The organism is Brasilonema sennae CENA114 (genome assembly GCF_006968745.1).
GTDB classification, from domain to species: Bacteria; Cyanobacteriota; Cyanobacteriia; order Cyanobacteriales; family Nostocaceae; genus Brasilonema; species Brasilonema sennae.
Genome location: NZ_CP030118.1, coordinates 1788338 through 1811638 on the forward strand (window position 1 = coordinate 1788338; position 23301 = coordinate 1811638).

Here is a 23301-nt window from a genome sequence, read left to right on the forward strand (position 1 = left end):
TTATATAACTAAGTCGCCAAAGCGCAACGGTTGTCTAGTCTTGAACTCTTCTGCTAATGCAATGGGTGACCGTTGCACTATAGTGACTTTATAGGCGTGAAAACTTCTTTAAAAACTTATTAAATTATATGGATATTAAACTACAGCCCATCTCTGATAGCATAGGTCAAGAAATCATTAATATCGGTCATATTAATATTCTAGAATTAGACCAAGAAGAAATTATTAGTTTGTTTAAATCTTATGGAATCTTACTTTTTAGAGGATTTAACACTGATACTGATAATTTTATAAATTTTACAAATTTATTAAGTATTAATTTTCTAAATTATGCAGGTGGTGCATTCACGAGAAAGGTAATTAATGGAGATCAGACTCTTTTGAGTGTAAATGATTTTAAGTCTGAGATTAAGTTGCATGGAGAAATGTATTATCAGCAAAATATCCCACTTCTGCTGTGGTTTTTCTGTGCTAATCCGCCACTTAAAGATGGTGAAACTACGGTATGTGATGGCAGACAGTTTTTTAATGAAATGAGTGGTTTCATCAAAGAATTATTCAGCAAAAAGAAACTAAAGTTTACTGTTCGGATTCCTCAAGAGGCATGGCAGAATAAATACCAAACAGATAACTTGAATAGGGTTAAGGAAATGTGTCAACAGAATAATACACGTCTGACAGTGTACGATGATCACTCAATTTTGCTGGAATACATTTGTTCAGCAATTCTTCCCAGCCGATGTGGAAAGTATCAGGTGTTTATTAATAGCCTGTTGCCGACGAAGCAGTTAAATCCAAATATTCTTAAGTTTGAGGATGATTCTGATATACCTGATGAAGTCGTATCTGAACTTAATGAAATAGCTGAAAAAATAACCACATAAATTAAGTGGCAAAAAGGGGATGTTCTCATGGTTGATAACACAAGAATACTTCACGGTAGAAGAGCTTTTGTTGATGATCAAAGAGATATTTATATAAGGTTATGTTCCCCAGCTTTTCCTTTCTAAGTAAAAGTGTCTGTCTTCTAGCTACCATCTTGACAATTATATTATTAGCTGAAGTCAGTATCGTTAGTCTTGAGAGTGTGATCGCCTACGCTGAAAAATCAATTTTCATCCGTGCTGCTGAAGCGATCACAGTGCTAAAAAAATAACAGATCAACTGTTAAAACGGGGATAATTCTATTTTGAATTCTGAACGGCAGTTGCTTTATGCCGGGGAACCCTTTCGGCAGTCACCTACGGAGGGAAACCCTCCTGCAGTGCTGCCTCACCCCCGCACTGCCTCCTCCTGACTCCTGAATTATTACGAGCGTTTTTCGGTTCTTTTCTACGAAATTTATCAACTCAAGAGTTCGTCCCTATCAATAATTCAGCAATTCCTGTTGCCTTATTACACGGAACGCTTGATAGCATAAATACTATTGAAACAGCAAAGTTAACTAATCTCTCGTAATCTGAAATAACCTATCTGACAAGCTGAATAATCGCAATCACTTAAATACTGGAAAGGATGCCATTCATTTTTACTAATAGATTCTAAATAAGAACCATCCTGCTGAGCAATATCAGGCTCTATACCTGTGACATCAGCATAATACATATAACAAATTTCATTGGTTTGAGTCCCAACGATGTACTTACCTAGCGGTAAAACCTTAACAGAAAAACCTGCTTCTTCATAAACTTCTCTGATTGCTGCTTCTTCTGGCAATTCACCTTCATCGATCGCGCCTGTAATGGGACAGGGAAAAAGTTTCAATAGCCCATCAATTTCTGTATTATCAATACAAAGAGGTTGCTGTCTAATTAAAACTTCGTAATTTTGGGGATTCGTTTCATTTTTTCTCAACAAAAATACTGCAATTGAGTCTTTCCCTTTTCTTTGTAAATAATGAAATCCTTTAGATGTATTCTTGACAGTAACCCAATCGGTACTGAAAATCGTCTCATCAGTATCCATATACCTAACTCTTTATTTCCGAAACATTTTTTGCCACAACAGCAAGGTTATTGTTGAAATTATAAATCTTATTGTTATTTTTAAGTCGCAAGCATCTATGTTTCAAGCTACTCGTCGCCGTCTTGCCCTATGGTACACTGCTGTGACAGCTGTGTTACTGCTGCTGTTTGCAAGTGGGGTATATTTGTATGTGCGTAGTACACTGATTGAGCGGATTGATGATACTTTGAATCATGTGGTGGAAGTGGTAGAGCGATCGCTCATCATTGAAGCAGTAAACTCAGATTTTGGTCAATCCCGTATCAATATAGATGCCACTTTTCGCGATAATACGGACACTGCAGAAGATGACCACATCGATCTTGAATGGTTTAGCCCCACTGGTGAATTACTTTGGTCTACTTTGTCACAACCTCTGAATATTCCATTGCATGCGAACCGTACAGGTGAGACTGTCAAAGTTTTGAGGAACCAAGACAAATCAATTCAAAATTTTGAATATTCCTCCACTCCCCCACTCCTGTTGAGACAAGTGACAGAACGGGTGCAAGTTGGTCGGCAAGTCTTAGGATATTTGCGTGTTAGTCATCCGTGGTTTGAAGTCACAAAACCTAGTCGTGAGTTAATTGTTGATTTAGCACTCTCGTTTGGATTGATGCTATTTTCTGTTGCAGCAAGTGGCTGGTTTCTTTCAGGTAAAGCGATGGAACCAGTACATGAATCATATCAACGTCTTAAACAGTTTACCGCGGATGCTTCTCATGAATTAAGAAGTCCAATTACGTTGATTCAAACTAATGTGCAAGTCGCTTTAAGTGAGTTGGAATTATCCGAAGCAGACAGTTCTATTCCATCGCACTATCGGCAACAATTGAAAGTGGTAGAACGACTCACGCAACGCTTGGGCAAGTTAGTCAACGATTTACTGTTTCTCGCAAGACAGGATAGTGGTATCAGCAAAGAAAGTTTTTCTCCCTGTCCTGTTGATGCTTTGTTAATGGAAGTGGTTGAAGAACAGCAACTGTTAGCGACAGAAAAAAAGATTACTTTCTCTCTAGACTTGATTGATCCTCCTGTTTGCGAAACAGATCCCGAATTACTCGACAATTGGTTTACAGTTGTTGGCAACTGGGATCAACTGGTACGGTTATTCACAAATTTGATTGGCAATGCTTTGCAATACACTCCTTCTGGAGGATGCGTAAATCTAGAGCTAGCACGTGTTGAGGCAACAAATCGCGTTTCTGGACTACGTTCCAACTCTACCCACTTGCTCTTTAAAGTGAACGACACTGGTATTGGTATCCCTGCTGAGGCGCTACCCCGTTTATTTGACCGTTTTTACCGGGTAGATCCAGCGCGTACTCACACGGCTAAAAGTATCGCAACACAAAGTGCGACTGGTTCAGGATTGGGGCTGGCGATCGCCCAAGCCATAGTCGAGAACCACCAAGGGCAAATTTATGTAGAAAGTGCTCTAGGCAGTGGGACTACTGTCACCGTTACTTTACCCGTTACTTTTGATTCTTAATAGACAAAGGTTAAGAAATGTTTCTTGTGACAGATGCAGTGAAGTCACTTTACTCAATAAGTTAAAAGTGATGCTTGTGGAATTAAGCAAAAAGTTCTAGCAGTTTGAGATCACTACTTATACAACATTTATAAGTAGTTTTAGAAATTGCTAGATTTTTAGTGTAACAGTTCACTTATCGCATCAGCAATTATACAAAAACTGATGTTATCAGGAGGATAAATGACAAATACCCCAGAATCTTTAGATGAAAAACAACCATCTGCTGTTCCAGAATCTTCAGATGCCAAAAAATCATCTCCTATCGATTCAAAAGATATCCCTTTTTTAGAGAAGATAAAGGTTAAAGCGGGCCTAGAGGACATTTACGACGCTAGGGATTTTACGGAAGTGGTCTTCCGTGTGATGCGTGACCTCATGACCACCGAAGCCGCAGACCGAGTTGCTGAGGAACTACAAGGTAAGCCAGCTGAAATCACTGATGAAAAAGCGCTGCAAAATGATATTGTAGAGCTTTGGAAAGACACAAATCCAATTGTCGGCTTCTTGAGTCGGGTTCGTCCACCTTGGCAAGGTCCTGGAATTTTTAAGATTGATTCTGACCGCTTCTTATTCCGAGTCGCTAATGAAGGTGGATTGTCACGCAATGTAGACCGAGAAGAGGCTGTTAAGGCTGTATTTTCTGCTACTAAAGAAGAATTATCTCCAGAAAGAATTCAAGAGATTGCGAGCTGGTTGCCTGATAGAGTTCTTCAACTTTGGGAAGAAGCTTAACAAATCTTCCTGATTTAGTAGGCTCTGATCGGGCATGGATGACTCGAACCAGAGCCTTAATATATCTATTTATGTAGTACTGGTGGCATAAAACTCTATCTCACCGAGTAAAAGCTTTCATGTCTATAGTTAGAGTACGAAATAATCAATAATTGTTATAGTTTTATTATTAAAATTAAAAAACTTTAAAAAAGCAAGCATAGCCAAGCGACAAGTTAACAGTCTTGTATATGTTGCCTTAAACAAGCAACTAATTGCAACAGTTTTAAGATCATTCAAAGATTTCAATCTTTTACATAGGAGATCAGTATGAACCAGCAATACCAAAAACTCAGTCGATCTACTAAATTTTTAGGAGCTATTTGTGGTGGATTATTGATTGGCTTGCCAGCAATTCCTCAAGCAATGGCTCAGCAATCTGTACTTCAGCAACCCCCGCAACAAACTAACTCCAAAACTAACCCCTGTCCCAGCATTTTCTACCAAGAACCTCACAACAGTAGAGTCTTGGTTCCCCAAGGATGTCCACCCAACGCTCTCACTCGACAACTAGAACAGCAAGGGCGTCTGACTCCAGGGAGTGTTTCTAATCAACCAACACCATCACAAGAACAAATGAGGCAGGGTGTGGGCGGTGAAACACCATACAACAACCGTTCTGATAATAGCTCCGAAAGTTACAGCAGCCAGACACAGTCAACAACAACCAGTACTGGACAAGACACAAATAGCTCATCATCGGAGATTCGTACTTACAGCAGTAATGGGTCAACAGGCAATTATAGCGTCAGGACATCCTCTCAATCTGGCAATAACCCTAGCAATCAACAAAGACAAAATTCAGTTGTAGTACCCAGTGTATCACAACAAGGCCAAAGCCCGATTGCTCTGGTGACTCCGACCAATGGCAAAGTTTCTGTAAGGCTGAAAAATAACACCAATGCTCGAATCAGCTATCAAGCGATCGGGTACACGGGGCAGCGGACTCTTTCTGGTCGTCAAGAAGTTGTACTGCAAAACCTGCCACTCCCTGTGAGTATCAGCACCATTCGTCAAGATAACGGTTTTGTAAAAGTTACTCCAATATCTACCAAGCCAGGAATGATAGAGCTTTCTTTAAGTGAACAAAGAAATGCTAATGATACTCAGGGTGTAGTGAGAATTCGAGAAGATGGTAAGGTCTTTTTGAATTAGGCTTCTACAATTTTCACTTTCTAAGGCAGCCATTTGCTAAGTAGGCAAATGGCTGCTATATCTTTTTATGAAAGATATTAAACCACGTTTCTAGGCACTTCCAGGTTGAAGAACATTTTCACTTAGGTAGATGGCGCGGATATCTGTTGGCAATTTCTCTTCCATCATACGATAACCTTCTTGAAGAAAATGTACTATCTCGTTTGGGTTGATAGTTTCTCCTTCAGCTTGCAGGTAAGCAGCAATTCTAGTTTCGCTCCAACGAAAGGTTTGAGCCATCAAAACCATTAATCGCAAAATGGGTGGCAATTGGTCTAATGCTTGTTCTACATAACACAATAATGGTGGAGAAGTCGTCTTGATAGAATAATGAATTGCTTCTGTCGGAGGGAGTTGAATATCGTTTATACAGTAAGCTGTCATATTAATCAGCCAATTTTGCATAGTGAGATTATCTTTGGCAAATTGGCTATTGTTTAAATCAAGTCCAATCAGTTCGTAATAAATATGTCGCCAGGTGAGCGCAAAAAGATAATCAGCTTGCACAGGCGATCGCGCAGAATGCCGAATCAAGGTGTAGACTATCGGGTTATAGCGACAAAAAATCGCTGTGAAGTATCTACCTGCATCGGGGTTTTGCTGAACAAGAGTCACCAGTTCGTTGTCAGTGTGATAGAACAGTGACTTTATTAATGGGTGATGAGCTTCCGCGAAATAAGGAATTTGCACCATCCGAATGACTAATTATGAGTGGTAGGAACGCTTTTTGAAAAAACTGGAACTTTTGAGCTGCTGGGTGCAAACGCGCTTGAGTGTGAAAATTTGCGCGCTTTTTTGATGATTCAATTATCTGCTACATAATTTGGGTTGTGAAGGATTGTTTTTATTTTTACATCATACGTATGAACAAGGTACTGGCTGTGTGACTTTTACAGGTATATTTTAAAGCAACCTTCTGTTATGCTTCCCATATTAATAGACTAATCAGACTTGCTGGCTCGTTGAATTTGAGATTTAGGAGTCATATTTTATTGGTCTTGATACACTATAAACATAGACTTAAACTTAAAAGCGAGCGTTTGCGAATCTCTTTATACATTAGCTGATTATTCATGGTTATAGCAGTTAGCATGTCACAGTTCCTGATCGAGCGTTTCATCCTAGGTTCTTTTTTGCCATCCCTGCCGTTAGATAGCCTTTTCTCTACCCAAGGTATCATGGTGATGCTACTAGCAGCCTATGCTGGTGCGATGTGGATGTTTCTTACCAGTGCCCCAAAAGTACATACTGTGATGGTGTCAGATTTGGAGGTGGCACGACAGTTGTATGAAGGACAGCTAGATTTGCCAGCGGCTGAAGTGCCTTTACACTACTATTACAACTACGAGCAAACTTTAGGTGCTACGGGAGTTGATCCGCTTTACCTGTCTAGCACTCCCTCCTTTTCCGGCAGCAGAATGAGCAATGCTAGCGAGGGGCTTTGGTATCAGCTAAAGAAAAATACTCAGCTGCACATTATTATGGGAGCAAGTTTAGGCAATAAAAATCAGCAACGCCACGTTTGCTTTGACCGCGATTGCCTAGAAATGATTTTAATGCGAGTGGAAACACGGGGGTTAAAATTCAAGATTCGCAGCGAGAAGCCATTGAATTTTCTGGTTAAGGACTACGAAGGGCGCATTATTGAAATGGCTGAAGTAGCGAGTTAGTTAGCTAACGTGCAATCGTATTTCACATTCTGCACTTAGTAATCTACCGCATTAATTTTGAAATGCTGCAAGATTCCCGACTTCTGCGAAGTCGGGAATTTGACTATAGTGAACCTGATGACAAAAGAAAACTACTGCTTTGGCGAACCTGCCAACTTCAAAGCTTCCTTGGCTGAAACTCCTTCGGTTTGAGTACCGAAATACCATAAACTAACAGCAGCCTCAACACCAGTGACTGGTTTCTTCGGTTGAAATAGCGTTGTATAGCCAAAGACTCGACGAATATTGGATTTTTCACCACTTTGGAAATCTGCCAGAACTGCCCGTAATGCTTTCGGATCAATTTTCCCAGCATCTTGAAAACCCCAGGTTTGCTTAAGGGCTTCTAAAGAAGCAGAGGGTAAAGCTTGACGCGTGTCAAGGGGAACTTTCCAAAGAATCAACTGCTCCCGTATTAAAGGTGCATCCGGTTGAAACAATACAGCTGTGGAATCTCCAGATAGAGAACTGGGAATTAATCCGGCCTCAGCTAATCCCTGAATTGCCCGGAAATCAGGATCAGTTTTTGGTACATCCCGAAATGTTGGTTGAGAGCTTTCTGATGCCAAGCGAATCTGCAATGCTTGGTTATTGGCATACATCGCATTGTTAGCAGCAACTAGCCAATGGGCAAATTGCCGATGAGTCACAACTTTAGCTGGTTCAAACTGGTTGGTTGTGGTACTATTGCCCTTAAGCGCATTTGATTCTACATTGAAAACTCCTAATCCTGCCAAATCTTGAATATATTGCCGGAATTCTTGAGGTACTTTGTTCAAATCGCTGAATTCTTGAGATTTGGGTTCAGAACTGGGAGTTGGTGTAGGGTTTTTGTTATCTAACGTAGCATTTGGTTGTGTTGTCGAGTCTTGTGATGGCACCGGACTAACTAACTGTGACTCCCCAGATTGCACAGCATTCTCCGTAGCTTGAGGAGTTGGAGTTGGCTTAGCTTGTGCTGCTTGATTGGATGATGGTGAGTATGAAATGTCTATTTCAGTTGACGTTTGTGGTTGGTTGGGTGCAGCGTTGGTAACTGTTTTCGGTTGAACGGAAACTTTTAGTTGTATATCATTGCGCCGCGCTTCAAAAGAGCTTTTCGGCTCATCTGTGGAAGTCCCTTGCGCAATCTGCCAGTTGTTTGCTTGAAACTGTTGGCGATAATAGCTAGCAATCACATTGCTAGGGTCAGAACTCAGCCAGCGACTCGATACAGTGGGATTTTTATTGCTTGATGGTGTCACCTCTTGTAAGGTGGCATTAGGATACAACGGGATCTCTTTGGGAAAATCACTTGGCAATTGAACTGTCGCCTGAGGGGTTTGTGGTTGTTGGCTACTGCGCACCTCTTGAGCGCTAAAGGTCACTGGGTTATCCTTTAGTTTGGGATCAGCCGCCAAGGACTGCTCAAAATTTTTGGCAGCCCGACTGTTGGCACAGCCTGTCAAACAGGTGAGTAAAACAGCCAAACTCACTAATACAACTGGATGTTTAGAGCGCACCACAAGCAATTACAATTCGAGTGTCAATTCCTACACTAGCAAAAGACTATGGGAAAAACGCACCAACTCAGCATTCATGATAGTTATAACGAAAAATGTCTGATAATTGCAGGCACTGAGTTATCTTGGAGTCATCTGAAAACCTTGGAGAACTTTATCATCAAGCAACATCAGGTGGTTATCAGCAACTACCATTAGTGCTAAGCTGAAAGTAAATCCTCTGTTTACCTCACTCAAGAACAACAGAATAAAGATAGCGCAAACGGCAGCCTCGCAAAAAGGCATCAGGGTAAAGTGTCCGTCCTAGACGGCTTACAAACTTTCCTATGCTGCCAGATTTGGATAGTCTCTATTGAATAAATATAAGCGAATATGGCAATACTTGGAAAACTTCAGTGTTGAACTTTGAACAGAGTTGCCATAAATAACGCTGTTCTTAAGTGTCGAGGTTATAGATAAAGTGGTGTAACGCCTCTGCGGTTTCCTTCAAGTCTTGAGATTTCGTTTCACAAAGGGAATGATGTTGTGGCTTTGGCTATCAGTTGCCTAAGCTTTTGTTGGTGCACCAACCCGTGTTACACCTCGACTGGTTTACTCAAGAAGATCCTTTTTGCAGAAGGTGATGAATCACAGGAAGCTTCCGGACTGTTGTACTGGTGCTTGAAATAATTTTCGGTCGTCATGCAACAGCCGTAGAAAAACTTTCATTTGAATTTGACTAATGATTTATGAACACCAATATTGCAACTTAGCTTCAATGGAAAGTCCCTCTCAAAGGAGCAATTTCCATCTCCAAAGGAACCAAAACGATAAAAACAATTGATCTCATTTCAAAAACCTATATAAGTTAGGAGTCTGAAAAATCTAAAATAGATATTAAATAAAAAACACAACGACCTTCCCATCGACAACCGCCAGTTAATTTTTACTTTCTGTAAAGCGTCGTCGGTTTGTTACCAGTGCTGAAACACGATTACATGCAAGTTTCCCAGGATCAGCCTATTTCTTCTGAGGCTCCACTACAGCTGTTACTTTTTGTCGATGGACGACCAAAGTCCAAACAACAAGTACAGCGAATTCGCTCTTACTTAAAAGAGTTGGAAGCCGACTACAATTTTGAACTTCAGATTGTTGATGTTGGTCAACAACCCTATTTAGCGGAACATTTTAAACTGGTAGCAACACCAGCTTTAATCAAAGTTCATCCAGAGCCAAGAGAAATTTTGGCTGGTAGTAATATAACTGGTCAATTAAAAACTTGGTGGCCCCGGTGGCAAGCCGCTATAGATGCCTACTTACAATTAGAGAGTGATTTCCACGAACATGATCACAACGATCGTGTCAAAGAACCCAAGTCCTCTATCGGTTCTGTTGCTGTTTCAGCCGAACTTATGAGACTATCAGATGAAGTCTTTCGCCTCAAACAGGAAACAGAGAAACTCCAAGAGCAAATCCAGTTTAAAGACCGGGTGATAGCTATGTTAGCTCATGACCTCCGCAATCCGCTAACTGCAGCTTCTATGGCCATAGACACCTTACAATCTAATTACAACATAGAAAAAGGTGAATTTGAGCGTCTGACACCAAAAATGACGCTGCATTTGTTCAAGCAAGCCCGTAGCCAAACAAAGACAATAGATCGTATGATTACTGACCTTTTACGGGTAGGTCATGGTAAAGACAGGGAATTTTTTATTCAACCACAAAAGACAGACATCGGTAAACTTTGTCTTGAAGTTTTAGAGGAATTGCGCGATCGCTACACCGCCAAATCCCACAACGTAAACAAAGATATTCCTAAAGATTTACCCAATGTTTATGCAGATCCAGAACGCATACGGCAGGTGCTAATAAACTTGCTGGATAACGCTATCAAATACACACCGGAAGGTGGGAATATCAGTGTTTGTGGACTTCACCGTACTAGCCAGAAAATTCAATTCAGTGTTGGCGATACTGGTCCTGGTATACCTGAAGAAAACCGCGATCGCATCTTTGAAAATCATTACCGCCTAGAGCGTGATCAAGGTAAAGAAGGCTACGGTATTGGTTTGTCTTTATGCCAGCGCATTATTCTAGCGCACTACGGTCAAATATGGGTAGAAACCGCCCCTCATGGTGGAGCATGGTTCCATTTTACCTTACCAGTGTATCCGAATTAACTAAATCTTTCAGACTTTCTTACTCACCTGAGTTTCGATAACTTTACTGCTTTAGCTTCCCCCTGAGCCTCTTCCTCACGGCAGATGTGTAACCAGACAAATTCAAAGACATTATAGATTGAGTCACGAAACTTAAGATAATTTTAATAATTATTCATACTTTGCAAAGTTATGTAAACAAGCTAAATATATTTACTGAATGAATTCGCTTGGTAGTTAAGCAGCACACCCGCTTTACCCTCTCAGATCGGGTTTATGTTGAACTTACCGAGCTATAAACCATTGTGAGCAAGTTAGTTGAGGTTGGAAAGCAATGTGTAGTTCTGGGCAAGATGCGAATCAACTGTGGGCGATCGTACAAGCATCCGTGGCAATTAACTTGCCACTTTCTTTACAAGAGCGTTTACAAGTTATTAACGCAAGCAAATTGAAGAACGTCTGCGGCTGTTGGAATCTGTAGTTGTTAATGCCAACGATGGCATCGTGATTACTGAAGCTGAACCTATTAATTTGCCAGGTTCTCGCATACTCTATATTAACCAAGCCTTTACCCGCACGACTGGTTACAGTTTAGAAGAAGTCTTAGGTAAAACTCCTCGTATTCTACAAGGTCCAAAGACTAACCGAGCAACATTGGACAAAATCCGCAAAACTTTAGAGCAATGGGAAGCAGGGGTTTTCGAGCTGATTAACTACCGCAAGGATGGCTCTGAGTTCTGGGTAGAGATGAGTGTCGTGCCTGTTGCAGATGAGACTGGGTGGTACACACACTGGATTTCAATCCAACGTGATATTACTGAACGCAAGCGAGTAGAAGAAACACTCTCCCAACTCTTACAGCGAGAACAGCAAGCTCATCAAGCAACTGAAGATGCTAGCCGCCTCAAAGATGAGTTTCTTGCTGTTGTCTCCCACGAGTTACGAACGCCACTGAATTCGATGCTCGGATGGGCTAAACTGCTCCGCAATCGTTCTTTTGACGAAGCGACTAAAACTCGTGCCATAGAAACTATCGAGCGTAATGCACAAGCTCAAGCCCAACTGATTGATGACATCTTTGATATTTCTCGAATCATTCGTGGTCAGCTCCAGTTACACTGCTGCCCGGTGAATTTAGTCAGTTTGATCGAGACTACTATCAATGTGGTTCGTCCAGCAGCAGAGGCGAAAGCGATTCAACTTAAGACTGTGCTGAATTCTTCCAAATACGTGATTTCTGGAGATCCAGGCAGGATGCAACAAATTGTTTGGAACTTGCTTTCAAACGCCATCAAGTTCACTCCTCATGGTGGACAGGTTGAAATTTGCTTAGCGGAAGTTGACACCCACCTAGAGCTAAGCGTAAGTGATAATGGTCAAGGCATCAGCCCAGAATTTTTACCACACATATTTGACCGCTTCCGTCAAGCAGATAGTAGCAATACTCGCAAGCAAACTGGACTTGGACTGGGACTAGCAATTGTCCGTAATCTTGTTGAACTTCACGGCGGTACTATCTATGCGACAAGTTTAGGATTAGGAAAAGGTAGCACGTTTACACTCAACCTGCCGTTTTTGAAAACCACAGGAATGGCACAAATCACAAAGAAAACTTGCTCCTCCTCAAACTCCTCTTGCTTGGATGGTATACAAGTCCTAGTTGTTGATGATGAGACAGATGCCCGAGATTTGCTAAGCATCGTATTGGAGGAGGTTGGAGCGAGTGTCACTGCAGTTGGCTCGGTGAGCGAGGCGCTCAATATGATTGAACTTTTTCCACCAGATGTTATAGTCAGTGACATCGGGATGCCAGAAGAAAATGGTTACTCGCTTGTTCAGAAGTTGAGAAACTTAGAAACTAAGATTGGCAAACACATTCCAACTGCTGCTGTTACTGCTTATGCCCGAGCAGAGGATCGTAAGCAAGCACTTTTAGCAGGTTTCGAGATATACCTGCCAAAACCTGTTGAGCCTGCTGAGTTGATTGCAGTCGTTGAGAATCTTACTGGAAGAACTTTACGGTGATTGTAAAACAGCAATAATTTGACTATTTGCCTCAGGAAAAGTGTAGCTTTCTAGTTCATCCAAACTAACCCAACGAATTTCTTCACATTCAATTGGTTGAGGAACACCTGATACATAGCGGCAATGATGTACTATGAGGGTTACGCGCAAGTGCGTATAGGTGTGGTCGATAGTGATTAAATGCTCTCCCACTTCTATTTCTATTGCTAGTTCTTCAGAAATTTCCCGTTTGATACACTCTTCGATACTTTCACCCGCTTCAACTTTACCTCCAGGAAATTCCCACAAACCACCCATCAAACCTTCCGAACGACGGCGATCAATGAGAATTTCTCCCAAGTCATTCCAAATGACAGCAACGCCAATAATTTTATGAGGTAGAACAGCAGTTTCACTCATGTTTGTTTTTAAGAGAGTGCCAGAGGTGGAAGTGGAAAAAATTTATCTATTATTTATATCAAAACTCGGCAAACATTAAGATTGTTTGCCGAGCTTGTATTGTATAATGAATAGCAAGATTTTTTCGTTTTTCAGCACAAGCCGCTAACCAGCATCAGTATGATTAATGTCAGAACCTTGCAGTGCTACTTCAAAATTCATTCTTTGTTCAGCATTACGTAGAAAATAACCGCTGATCATGGCAGAAGCAAGAAGACGACCCAAACTTTCTCTGTTGGTGGTGATGCTGATACCAAAATGTTCAGAAGGTAGGTTACCCAGAAGCCCTACAATATTGCGCTCCATGACTTGAAAAACTTCGGGCGAAGCGGGTTTAGATAACTGGTTAACCGTTTCAGGACTTAATGATTTTACATACTGCCAGAGCAAATCACCAGTTTCTGACTCACTGTTAAAAAATTCTGATTCTGAAACTCGATTGGATGGGTTACTCACGTTATATCTCCTTGACTACTATAACTGCGGTCGATATGACTAGCCCTGTAAATATGTTTCGTCTGTAAGACAACACTTTAGCTTTTTTATATTGCTACTGACTAATCTAACAGTTTGGTTACAGTGTGGGAGTGGGTGTAACCGTACCAAAAGCAACGGATTGTTTCACCTGATTGTTATAGTAGGCAACGCTTAACAGTGAACAGTTAACAGTTAAGAGTGAGTAAGCGTGCTTGATGAGGGTTTCCGCTCTCACGGCATCTGGCGTCCCTTGTCCCTTGTGCGTGTCGTCTCCGAACGCGAGTGCGGGCAAGGCAGGGCTATAGAGATACCCGAAGGGTGAACAGTGAACAGGGTTATGGGGAACAAATACTGGTAACTGGTAACTGCTTATTTGTCGTACATGACAGCAAGCAGAAGCTATCTTTTGTCATTTGTCATTGGTGAATGACAAATGACAAATCACTAACTAACTAGCTAGATATTCATTTATATCGGCTTTGATTTTACGCAGTTTAGTTAAGGCCTCCCGCTCAATTTGCCGCACTCGTTCACGGCTAATACTGAGGAGTTGACCGATACTCGCCAGAGTGTGTGCTTGCCCATCATTTAAACCAAAGCGCAGAGATATGACTTCCCTTTGTTGTGGAGTCAGTTCCCCCATGAGACGCTCTAAATCAAATGACAGGGAAGATTGGGCAACAAATTCCTCTGGAGAAACTCCTGGATCCTCCAACATTTCCCCTAGTTCTGTATCGTAGTTATCTCCCAACCGCAAATCCAAAGACAGCGGTACACGCGCCTTTTCCATATATTCTCGGACTTGTCTGGGAGTCAATTCTAATTCTTGAGCTAACTCAGAAGCTGTGGGTGCTCGTCCTAGGTTCTGGGAAAGTTGTCGTTGTGCTTTCTTGATTTTATTTAATTTTTCTGTTATGTGGATGGGCAAGCGGATAGTGCGACCTTTTTCGGCGATCGCCCGAGTAATAGCTTGACGAATCCACCAATAAGCATAGGTTGAAAACCTATATCCTTTGGTCGGGTCAAACTTTTCTACACCCCGCTGCATCCCTATGCTACCTTCTTGAATCAAGTCGAGTAAATCTACGTTACGCTTGATGTACTTTTTAGCAACAGACACAACCAGTCGCAAATTAGCTTCTACCATCTTGCGCTTGGCAATTTCACCCTCTGCAATTGCTTCATTCAACTCTTTTAGTTCTAACTCTGTCGCTTTTGCCCACTCTTCTAGAGTCGGTTGACGACTCAACTGAATGGCAAGAGACTCCCTTACTTCCTGCAGAATGCTTGCACGTTGCACCTGTTTGCCATAATGTATTTCCTCTTCATGGGATAAAAGTGGCACACGGCCAATCTCACGCAGGTAAGTCCGCACGAGGTCTGTGGCTGTCTGAGCGGTCTTCATGGCACTACTCTTCGGTATCGACGGGTTTGACAGAACGGTAAGCGGGCTGATAGATGCCTTTTTTGGATGTCCACCCAGTTAGACTGGGAACCCATGCTGTATTTCACGACTTTCGCGCTCCATAAACAAGGGCGGCTAATGGTCTGGAAATTTTATTCCTAATTGCTAGAACTTACAGGTTTTTTCCCCTTTTCTCAAGTATCTACGGTTAGATAGAAGGTAACCAGTGGAACATTATTCTTATTTATTTTTATTAAAAATTGTAACATTTATGAGGAATATTTGACTAGCTCTCAGGCACTCATTTTATAACGGCTGAATGTGATTTTAGCTGAATTTACTTTTGGACATTTTTAAGAAAGCTATTTCATAATTTTATATTAAAAAAGACATTTTTCTAAGAATTATTAACAAAAATCAACAATAACTATAATCATTTTGTGCTGTACAGCCTCGTTTATTTAACGTTGACGTTTTTGCAGTAACGACTATATGAGGCTCTTATGAAAATTTAAGTATTAAAAACAACATTTAAGTCCATCTTCCTTCTGGAGAATAATACGTCACAGATCTACTTGTTAAAGTCTGCAAGCCGTCGATAACATTGGGCGACGTTGAACCTGTTGTGAAGCACTTCAATCAAACTACTTATAAAGTTTAAAAAAATATTACTTTGTTTGATCCGAGGATTGCGAATCAACAGGTTCCTTCATTGTCTCCCACACCCAGGGGACTGGTGTTAGCCGTCAACGCCCTTCGGGCCTAATTGTTGACACTGCGTAGAATCTTGGCAAAAATGGCGTTGTCACTAAAAAACTTTTTCTGAATCACAGCCCAACCGCCATAATCATTAGTTGTTGCCAAAGTTTTGATCTGAGGGTATTTATCAACGAACTCTTTTGCTTGCGCTACACCCGGATCAATTGGTCGGTAACCAGTTTGGGCAAATATTTGTTGAGCTTCAGGGGTGTACAAATATTGAATAAACGCTTTTGCCACTTCACGGGTGCTGTGCTTGTCCACATTTTTATCGACAATCGCAATTGGGTTATCAATCGAGAAATTGACATCGGGAACAACGTATAAAGGTTTGTCGCCATTTAAGGCTTTTAGCTGAATTTCATTTTCGTAACTGATCAAAGCATCCCCTTTGCCCCCCTTGAAAAAAGCATCAGTTGCCTCACGAGCACTTTCAGGCAAGATCGGAACATTTTTATAGACATTAGTGACAAACTCTATTGCCTTAGACTCATCGCCAGAGGCTTTGGTTGCTGCATTCCATAATGCGAGGAAGTTCCAGCGTGCGCTACCAGAAGTTATCGGGTTCGGGGTAATCACACTGACTCCATTTTTTGCTAAGTCTGCCCATGTTTTGATCCCTTTGGGATTGCCTTTACGGGTCACAATTGCTGCTACAGACTTACTGACAATACTGTTGTTAGAAAATTCTTTCTCCCAACCTGGTTGAATCAATCCTGCTGTTTCAATCTTTTGAATATCTGGAGCAAGGGATAAATGTACCACATCAGCTTCTATCCCTCCTTGAATCACCGCAAGAGCTTGAGGGCTAGAAGCGCCATAACTCTGTTTAAAGGTGATATTTTGGTTATGCTCTTTTTTCCACTTTTCTACAAATTTAGGAATAATCTTATCATGGGCAGCTTTCGTGACAGAAAAAGAAACGAGGTTAAGTTCAATATTTTTCTGTTGAGCAACCAGGCTGGGATGATTTCCAGAATCAGTCGCTTTTAAAGTATTGCTACTACTTGCGGCATAAGCAGCGATCGCTAAGCTCAAGCTGATCCCTACCAAAAAAAGGCACACAAAGCCTTGCAGAGAATGCCCGTTAGACCAACTTTTGATTGATCTACTGCTCCACTGTTTAATTCCTTGCCAGACTTGAACAACGTAAGTCTGAATTTTCTCAATCGAGTACGCCTCTGATTTTTTTGTATATTGCCACTTGCTCATTAAAATTCTCCAATTTAATTACGGCATCTTTTTAGATAAACCGTATTTTAGCGGAATTATAGGTGAATTAAGCAGTGGTTTGACCAGGCATTCATCTTTCTTTAAGTGAACTACTCCGCCCTATTTTCAAGCGAGGGGGGGGAGTTGATGAGATGGGGTCAAATAAACGTCTTTATAAAGGTTTGAACATTCAGTTGACACCAATGCTCTGGTCGAGCACTGCTTTTCGCCTCACTCCCCAAGGATGCTACGGTTTCGCCGTTGTGTATTCTTGGATGACTTTTACATCTAAAGTTGTATTTTGTAAAGAACGGATAGCAGCGACAATTGCTTTTGCTCCAGCAATTGTGGTAGTAATGGGAATTTTGTAAGCCAAGGCTGTGCGACGAATGAGTCTACCATCACTTTGGGCTTCTTCCCCAGAGGGCGTGTTGATAATCAATTGAACTCTATGGTTCTTAATTGCATCTAACACGTGAGGACGACCTTCATGCAGTTTTAGCACCAACTCTACATCTAAACCATGCTCCTGGAGAACACGACGTGTACCATCTGTGGCCATCACAGCAAAGCCCAAACTGATAAATTCTTTAACAAGTGGAACTGCAGCCGCTTTATCGCGATCGTTCATGGAGAAGAATACTGTACCACTTAAGGGAAAACGCTCTCCAGCGCCCAATGCTGCTTTGGCAAAGGCGCGTCCAAAATCGTTGTCAATACCCATCACCTCACCAGTAGAGCGCATCTCTGGTCCTAAAATGATATCAGTACCAGGAAATTTATTAAATGGTAAAACGGCTTCTTTAACGGCAATGTGGTCTGGAATAACTTCTTGGGTAAAGTTTAGCTCCTCTAATGTTTTACCCGACATAATTAAGGATGCGAGTTTTGCCAGTGGCACACCAGTTGCTTTAGACACAAATGGTACCGTGCGAGAAGCACGAGGGTTGGCTTCTAGAATATAAACCTGGGGTGAATAACCTTGCGTACCAACAACAGCAAACTGAATATTCATCAACCCGACAACATTGAGTGCCCTTGCCAACTGCACAGTCCAACTACGGATTTTTTCTAAAACGATCGCTGGTAAAGAAATCGAAGGTATCGTGCAGGCAGAATCCCCAGAATGAATTCCTGCTTGTTCGATGTGTTCCATGATACCACCAATCACGACGCGTCCGGTGTGATCGGCGATCGCATCCACATCCACTTCAATCGCATTTTCCAAAAACTTATCAATCAGAATTGGATGTTCTGGTTCCACCTGCACGGCATAAGTCATGTAACGTTCTAGTTCAGGATCGGAGTAGACAATTTCCATTGCCCTTCCCCCCAACACATAACTAGGACGCACCACCACTGGATAACCAATGCGTTGGGCAACAACCAAAGCATCTTCGTAGGTACGAGCAATACCATTCGGCGGTTGGGTAATATTCAATTCTTGAAGAATTTTCTCAAACCGCTCTCGGTCTTCTGCTGCGTCGATGGAGTCGGGAGGAGTCCCCCAAATTCGAGTATGAGTGCTGATCGCTTTTTGGAGAGGAACGGACAGTTTTAACGGAGTTTGCCCACCAAACTGGACAATGATTCCAACTGGGTTTTCGGCTTCGATGATATTGAGGACGTCTTCTTTTGTCAGCGGCTCAAAGTAGAGGCGATCGCTCGTATCATAATCAGTCGAAACTGTCTCCGGGTTGGAGTTAACCATAATTGTCTCATATCCCGCGTCTTTTAAAGCAAAAGCAGCGTGACAACAACAGTAATCGAACTCGATACCTTGCCCAATCCGGTTAGGGCCACCTCCCAAAATCATCACCTTGGGTTTATCCGTGGGCAGAATCTCCGTTTCTTCTTCGTAAGTCGAATAGTGATAAGGAGTAAATGCCTCAAATTCCGCAGCACAGGTATCTACCGTTTTGTAAACTGGAATCACACCCAGTTGTTTGCGATATTGCCGGACTTCATCTTCTGTGGTTTTGGTGGCGTAGGCAATTTGGCGATCGCTATATCCCTTCCGCTTGACTGCATACAGTTGGTCTTTTGTCAATTGCTGCAATGGTGTCCGCTTCAAAAACTTTTCCACCTCCAGCAGTTCCTGCATCTTATCCAAGAACCACGGGTCAATACCCGTTAACTCGTAGACTTCCTCAGTCGTCATTCCTGTAAGTAAGGCATGACGCACAGCAAATATACGCTCAGGGTTTGGTGTCCGCAGTTGGGCGCGAATTTGGTCACCGCTGGGTAATTTTTCTCTTTTGTCACAACCCCATCCAGCGCGTCCAGTTTCTAGGGAACGCAATGCCTTTTGGAAGGACTCGTTGAAAGTCCGCCCGATCGCCATCGCTTCTCCTACCGACTTCATTTGTGTTGTCAGCACTTCTTCCGCACCGGGGAACTTTTCAAAAGCGAAGCGGGGAATTTTTGTGACTACATAATCAATCGTCGGCTCAAAAGATGCTGGAGTTTTTTTGGTGATATCATTTTTAATTTCATCGAGCGTGTAACCAACCGCAAGCTTCGCCGCCATCTTGGCGATGGGGAAACCTGTGGCTTTGGAAGCTAAAGCCGAAGAACGAGAGACACGAGGGTTCATTTCAATGACAATCACATCTCCATCGACGGGATTAACGGCAAACTGGATGTTGGAACCTCCAGTTTCCACGCCAATCTCGCGGATAATTTTAATTGCCATATCCCGCAGTCGTTGGTACTCTTTATCGGTAAGGGTTTGAGCAGGGGCGACGGTGATAGAGTCTCCGGTGTGGATACCCATCGGGTCAAGGTTTTCGATGGAACAGATAATCACAACGTTATCTGCTAAGTCGCGCATTACCTCTAGTTCAAATTCTTTCCAGCCGAGGAGAGATTGGTCGATGAGAATTTGTGAGACGGGACTGGCGTCTATACCTGCTTGCGCCATTTCTGCAAATTCTTCTTCGTTGTAAGCAATACCGCCTCCGGTACCACCCATTGTGAAAGCCGGACGGATGATCAGGGGATAACTGCCAATTTGTTTGGCGATCGCCTTGGATTCTTCCAGAGATGAAGCTGTCCCACTAGGACACATCTTCACTCCGATCTTTGTCATTGCTTCGTTAAAAAGTTTCCTGTCTTCGGCTTTCTCGATTGCTGGTAGTTTAGCGCCAATTAACTCAACACTGTATTTCTCCAGGACTCCACTTTTGGCCAAACTTACGGCAATATTCAAGGCAGTTTGCCCGCCCATCGTTGGTAGTAAGGCGTCTGGACGTTCTTTTGCGATGACTTTTTCAACCAATTCCGGTGTCAGCGGTTCGATGTAGGTACGATTAGCTGTTTCCGGGTCAGTCATAATTGTGGCAGGATTCGAGTTGACCAGCACCACTTCATAACCTTCTTCTCGCAGGGCCTTACAAGCTTGGGTGCCAGAATAGTCAAACTCGCAGGCTTGTCCAATCACGATTGGACCAGATCCGAGTAGCAGAATCTTTCTGATATCGTCACGACGGGGCATAGTTCTTGGTTTGGAGTAAAAAAATATAAATCCTGATTATTTTAAGGGTCTTCACCCATGACTTACTTTGTTTATTATCAACTTTTGTTAGTTCTTTTATAGACCGGGAGGTAAAGGGCAGGTTATAGGTTACAGGTTTTTCTTTAGGTCCTATCCGTGTCTGGTGTTTTTTATTCCCCTTTCTTTAGAAGTTTTATTTTATTCATCATCAGGGATCTCAATATTGTTTGCAACTATTTTTCATTTAGGATAAATATATTTCTCAACAATCCAATAATCAATTTTGACCAACATTTGAACGAGAAATTTAGTTTTTTCTTCAGGCTTTAAAAAAAAAGAATGACTAACTATTTTTTCTAACAACCCTAAAGGTTAAAGATTATATTTTTTTGTTGACTTACATGAAAAATGGCAGAGAGATAAACAATCCTTCTCTCTGCCATTTCTTATAGTTGTTTAAGAACCAGTGCTTACAGCTTTTTTCTAGTCTAGTTAAACCACTCTCTATTTCTGAGAGTGTGAGTCGAGTCTGTTAGTTTGAAGCAGGTTGAACAAATCCCAAAGTTAAACTATCCTTGGCAAGGAAGTGACCCAAGTGGTAAGCTCTTTCTTCTGTTTTTAACAGGATTTTTTCGTATAAATAACGGGTAGCACGGTCGCCCAAACTCTCTGCCTGTGCGGCTTGGCGGCGAATCACGCCAAGAATTGCTTGCTCTGCCTTCAGGTCATTTTCTACCATCTGACGGGAAGAATATACGCCATCAGGTTCTTGCTCAAAGCAACATAATTCTGCCAATTTGCGTAAGTTAGCAACAGGTACTCCACCTAGTCCATCCAAGCGTTCTCCAATGTCATGAACATGTTCTTGGACTTGATCATAACCTTCGTTAAAAAACTCATGCAGAGAGTAGAACTCTGCACCTTCAACGACAAAATGATGCTTTTGGTACTGTAAGTAAAGTGCCTGGAAACTAGCTAATACAACATTAAATCCTTCACAGACTGGCTCGGTTACACTTTTGTCCAAAAGGATAGGGTTGTCATATACTTGACCAAAATTTCGTAACAAAGTTTGCGTTTCAGACATTGTGCTTCTCCTAGCTTCTGGTAGATATAGTTGCTAACTTCTTAATCTCTACATCTTAGCATCGAAAAAATGATAAAAAGCTCGATCTATATCACGATTTTTTGACCTTTTTGTGAAAAAAAAGCGACAACTTTCATTCCTTTTGAGAGATTTTCACACAAATCTTGCAAAAAGTTATAAATAGTATTGACACTCTTTAGTAAATATGCATTTATAATTTTTGAACATAATATAGTTTAAAAATCTTTATTACTCTAATTTTTTTTCCAAAATTACTGAGAAAACTTTGCACTTAAGTTATTCTTATGTAAGAGGCTAAACACACATCACCATAAAACGGGTTCGGAATGGGGTTAAAAGACAATTAATTTCCCTCTTTTGGCATACATTTGATTTCCGAACCCTAATTAATGATGAGTTGTGCTCAGTTCCGATTGAAAAAAATCATGGGAGTCAAGGGGCACACTTACTGCAAAGCTATTGCACTTTTAGGGGGATTGTTTTGAAACCGTCAATTGTAGAACCGCAAGTAAAATACACTGTTGAGTTAAACTGGGCAGATAGGTGGCAAATATATCGACGCTTGCAGGAACTAGACATTCCTTGTTGGTGTCAAACGAACCAGCCGTTAACAGTTGAAATTAGCAATCCTACAGCAGCCATACAACTTTGGAGTGTTGTGCAGCAATTTACAATTTGCCGCGAAGACTCAATTAGGAATCTCAAGAAATGTTGGCAATATCGCAGTTAATGCTTAGTGTTGCCACAACACAAGTTAATAATTGGTCAAAAAAATGAGTAAATCCTACAAAACCGACGTTTCAGAATTCTGCCTTGAGGGAAAGTTTCTCGATTTCGTCATCAAAGATGGTTATAAGCTCAAAGGCTTACGACTGGAAACTACTGAGGGGGAATGCTACATCAAACTGGCTAAACATTTACGCGCTGCTTTTGACTTACGGTTACCACCAGGTACACGGTTGCAAGTTACCGGCGAGAAAAAGTTTGACTCGAAAACCGGAGAAGTAAAATTAAAAGCACAGCAAGTGATGGCGGCTCGTACTCTTGATAAAGATGGGGAGATTGGGAGATTGGCAGATGCTGACAAAGGAGTCACCGCATCACCCAATCAGCCCATCACCCCAGCCATTAATAACGCCAAGCCCAAAAAAGCTACTATATTGATCTGTCAAAAGTCTGATTGCATCAAACGCGGTGGCAAAGAGGTTTGTCAAGCTTTGGAAGCGGCTTTGAGTGCTCGTGGTTTGGAATCAGAAGTCACAATAAAAGGAACTGGCTGCATGAAAGACTGCAAAGCAGGACCAAACTTAGTCATGCCAGATAAAACTCGCTACAGCCGGATAAAAGCTGCACAAGTCCCTGCACTTATGGATAAATATTTTGCTGCTAACAGCACCAATGGCAGGCGGGATAACGGAAGTGAAGTTACTACGTCTATAGAAGACTGAGGTGTAATAGCACTTGTGTCACTATTTTTTAATGGGAAGATCTACTAAGAATTTTATTACTGTTTTTGTTCAAATTTT

19 protein-coding genes and 1 pseudogene are annotated in these 23301 nt (G+C 41.7%); 11 read left to right on the forward strand and 9 right to left on the reverse strand.

Features of this window, described 5'->3' with window-relative positions:
- The first annotated feature begins 128 nt into the window (after nucleotides 1-128).
- Nucleotides 129-1010: pseudogene (locus DP114_RS07545) on the forward strand (TauD/TfdA family dioxygenase).
- A gap of 430 nt (nucleotides 1011-1440) precedes the next feature.
- Here the strand turns inward: DP114_RS07545 and DP114_RS07550 are convergent.
- Nucleotides 1441-1965 (reverse strand): NUDIX hydrolase, encoded by a 525-nt coding sequence (locus DP114_RS07550; protein ID WP_169265729.1) that lies wholly within the window; start codon nucleotides 1963-1965, stop codon nucleotides 1441-1443.
- 97 nt (nucleotides 1966-2062) lie between these two features.
- Here DP114_RS07550 and DP114_RS07555 point away from each other — a divergent pair, with 97 nt between their 5' ends.
- The 3 genes from DP114_RS07555 to DP114_RS07565 all read left to right on the forward strand — a co-directional run bounded on the left by DP114_RS07555 (nucleotide 2063) and on the right by DP114_RS07565 (nucleotide 5464).
- Nucleotides 2063-3496, forward strand: coding sequence for a sensor histidine kinase (locus tag DP114_RS07555; RefSeq protein ID WP_169265728.1), 1434 nt, complete (start codon nucleotides 2063-2065; stop codon nucleotides 3494-3496).
- 222 nt (nucleotides 3497-3718) lie between these two features.
- Nucleotides 3719-4270, forward strand: coding sequence for a DUF2267 domain-containing protein (locus DP114_RS07560; RefSeq protein WP_169265727.1), 552 nt, complete (start codon nucleotides 3719-3721; stop codon nucleotides 4268-4270).
- A gap of 309 nt (nucleotides 4271-4579) precedes the next feature.
- Nucleotides 4580-5464, forward strand: coding sequence for a hypothetical protein (locus DP114_RS07565; RefSeq protein ID WP_171975809.1), 885 nt, complete (start codon nucleotides 4580-4582; stop codon nucleotides 5462-5464).
- A gap of 90 nt (nucleotides 5465-5554) precedes the next feature.
- Here DP114_RS07565 and DP114_RS07570 read toward each other — a convergent pair whose 3' ends face one another.
- Nucleotides 5555-6193, reverse strand: coding sequence for a sigma-70 family RNA polymerase sigma factor (locus tag DP114_RS07570; protein WP_169265734.1), 639 nt, complete (start codon nucleotides 6191-6193; stop codon nucleotides 5555-5557).
- 383 nt (nucleotides 6194-6576) lie between these two features.
- On the opposite strand from DP114_RS07570, the gene DP114_RS07575 reads away from it, so the two are divergent.
- Nucleotides 6577-7173 (forward strand): glyoxalase-like domain protein, encoded by a 597-nt coding sequence (locus tag DP114_RS07575; protein WP_169265725.1) that lies wholly within the window; start codon nucleotides 6577-6579, stop codon nucleotides 7171-7173.
- Nucleotides 7174-7304: 131 nt separating this feature from the next.
- On the opposite strand, the gene DP114_RS07580 is transcribed toward DP114_RS07575, so the two are convergent.
- A complete protein-coding gene (locus tag DP114_RS07580) occupies nucleotides 7305-8717 on the reverse strand; it encodes an S-layer homology domain-containing protein (protein ID WP_169265724.1) in 1413 nt (470 codons plus the stop codon).
- 45 nt (nucleotides 8718-8762) lie between these two features.
- On the opposite strand from DP114_RS07580, the gene DP114_RS07585 reads away from it, so the two are divergent.
- The 4 genes from DP114_RS07585 (at nucleotide 8763) to DP114_RS07600 (ending at nucleotide 12880) form a co-directional block, all read left to right on the forward strand.
- Nucleotides 8763-8912 (forward strand): hypothetical protein, encoded by a 150-nt coding sequence (locus tag DP114_RS07585; protein WP_169265723.1) that lies wholly within the window; start codon nucleotides 8763-8765, stop codon nucleotides 8910-8912.
- Nucleotides 8913-9673: 761 nt separating this feature from the next.
- Nucleotides 9674-10876: a histidine kinase gene (locus DP114_RS07590; RefSeq protein WP_171975810.1), complete on the forward strand. Its 1203-nt coding sequence runs from the start codon at nucleotides 9674-9676 to the stop codon at nucleotides 10874-10876.
- Between the two features lie 313 nt (nucleotides 10877-11189).
- The gene (locus DP114_RS07595) at nucleotides 11190-11336 is read left to right on the forward strand and encodes a hypothetical protein (protein ID WP_169265722.1); all 147 of its coding nucleotides are present in this window, start codon (nucleotides 11190-11192) and stop codon (nucleotides 11334-11336) included.
- Complete coding sequence (locus DP114_RS07600; RefSeq protein ID WP_169265721.1) at nucleotides 11324-12880, forward strand: ATP-binding response regulator; 1557 nt, start codon at nucleotides 11324-11326, stop codon at nucleotides 12878-12880. Before DP114_RS07595 ends, DP114_RS07600 begins: the two co-directional genes overlap by 13 nt.
- On the opposite strand, the gene mutT is transcribed toward DP114_RS07600, so the two are convergent.
- The 6 genes from mutT to dpsA form a co-directional block, all read right to left on the reverse strand.
- Entirely contained in the window at nucleotides 12872-13279 is a 408-nt protein-coding gene (gene mutT / locus DP114_RS07605) for an 8-oxo-dGTP diphosphatase MutT (protein WP_169265720.1), read from the reverse strand. The genes DP114_RS07600 and mutT overlap by 9 nt on opposite strands.
- 144 nt (nucleotides 13280-13423) lie before the next feature.
- Nucleotides 13424-13774 carry a DUF760 domain-containing protein gene (locus tag DP114_RS07610; RefSeq protein WP_169265719.1) on the reverse strand — a complete coding sequence of 117 codons (351 nt, stop codon included), beginning with the start codon at nucleotides 13772-13774 and terminating at the stop codon, nucleotides 13424-13426.
- Nucleotides 13775-14243: 469 nt separating this feature from the next.
- Entirely contained in the window at nucleotides 14244-15200 is a 957-nt protein-coding gene (locus DP114_RS07615) for an RNA polymerase sigma factor, RpoD/SigA family (RefSeq protein ID WP_169265718.1), read from the reverse strand.
- Nucleotides 15201-15962: 762 nt separating this feature from the next.
- Entirely contained in the window at nucleotides 15963-17171 is a 1209-nt protein-coding gene (locus DP114_RS07620) for a sulfate ABC transporter substrate-binding protein (RefSeq protein ID WP_171975811.1), read from the reverse strand.
- Nucleotides 17172-17418: 247 nt separating this feature from the next.
- A complete protein-coding gene (carB, locus tag DP114_RS07625; RefSeq protein ID WP_171975812.1) occupies nucleotides 17419-20667 on the reverse strand; it encodes a carbamoyl-phosphate synthase large subunit in 3249 nt (1082 codons plus the stop codon).
- 532 nt (nucleotides 20668-21199) lie between these two features.
- Complete coding sequence (dpsA, locus tag DP114_RS07630) at nucleotides 21200-21754, reverse strand: DNA starvation/stress protection protein DpsA (protein WP_169265715.1); 555 nt, start codon at nucleotides 21752-21754, stop codon at nucleotides 21200-21202.
- A gap of 502 nt (nucleotides 21755-22256) precedes the next feature.
- Between dpsA and DP114_RS07635 the strand changes: the two genes are divergently transcribed.
- Complete coding sequence (locus DP114_RS07635) at nucleotides 22257-22505, forward strand: Asr1405/Asl0597 family protein (RefSeq protein WP_169265714.1); 249 nt, start codon at nucleotides 22257-22259, stop codon at nucleotides 22503-22505.
- Between the two features lie 43 nt (nucleotides 22506-22548).
- The gene (locus DP114_RS07640; RefSeq protein ID WP_171975813.1) at nucleotides 22549-23223 is read left to right on the forward strand and encodes a (2Fe-2S) ferredoxin domain-containing protein; all 675 of its coding nucleotides are present in this window, start codon (nucleotides 22549-22551) and stop codon (nucleotides 23221-23223) included.
- Nucleotides 23224-23301 lie beyond the last annotated feature (78 nt).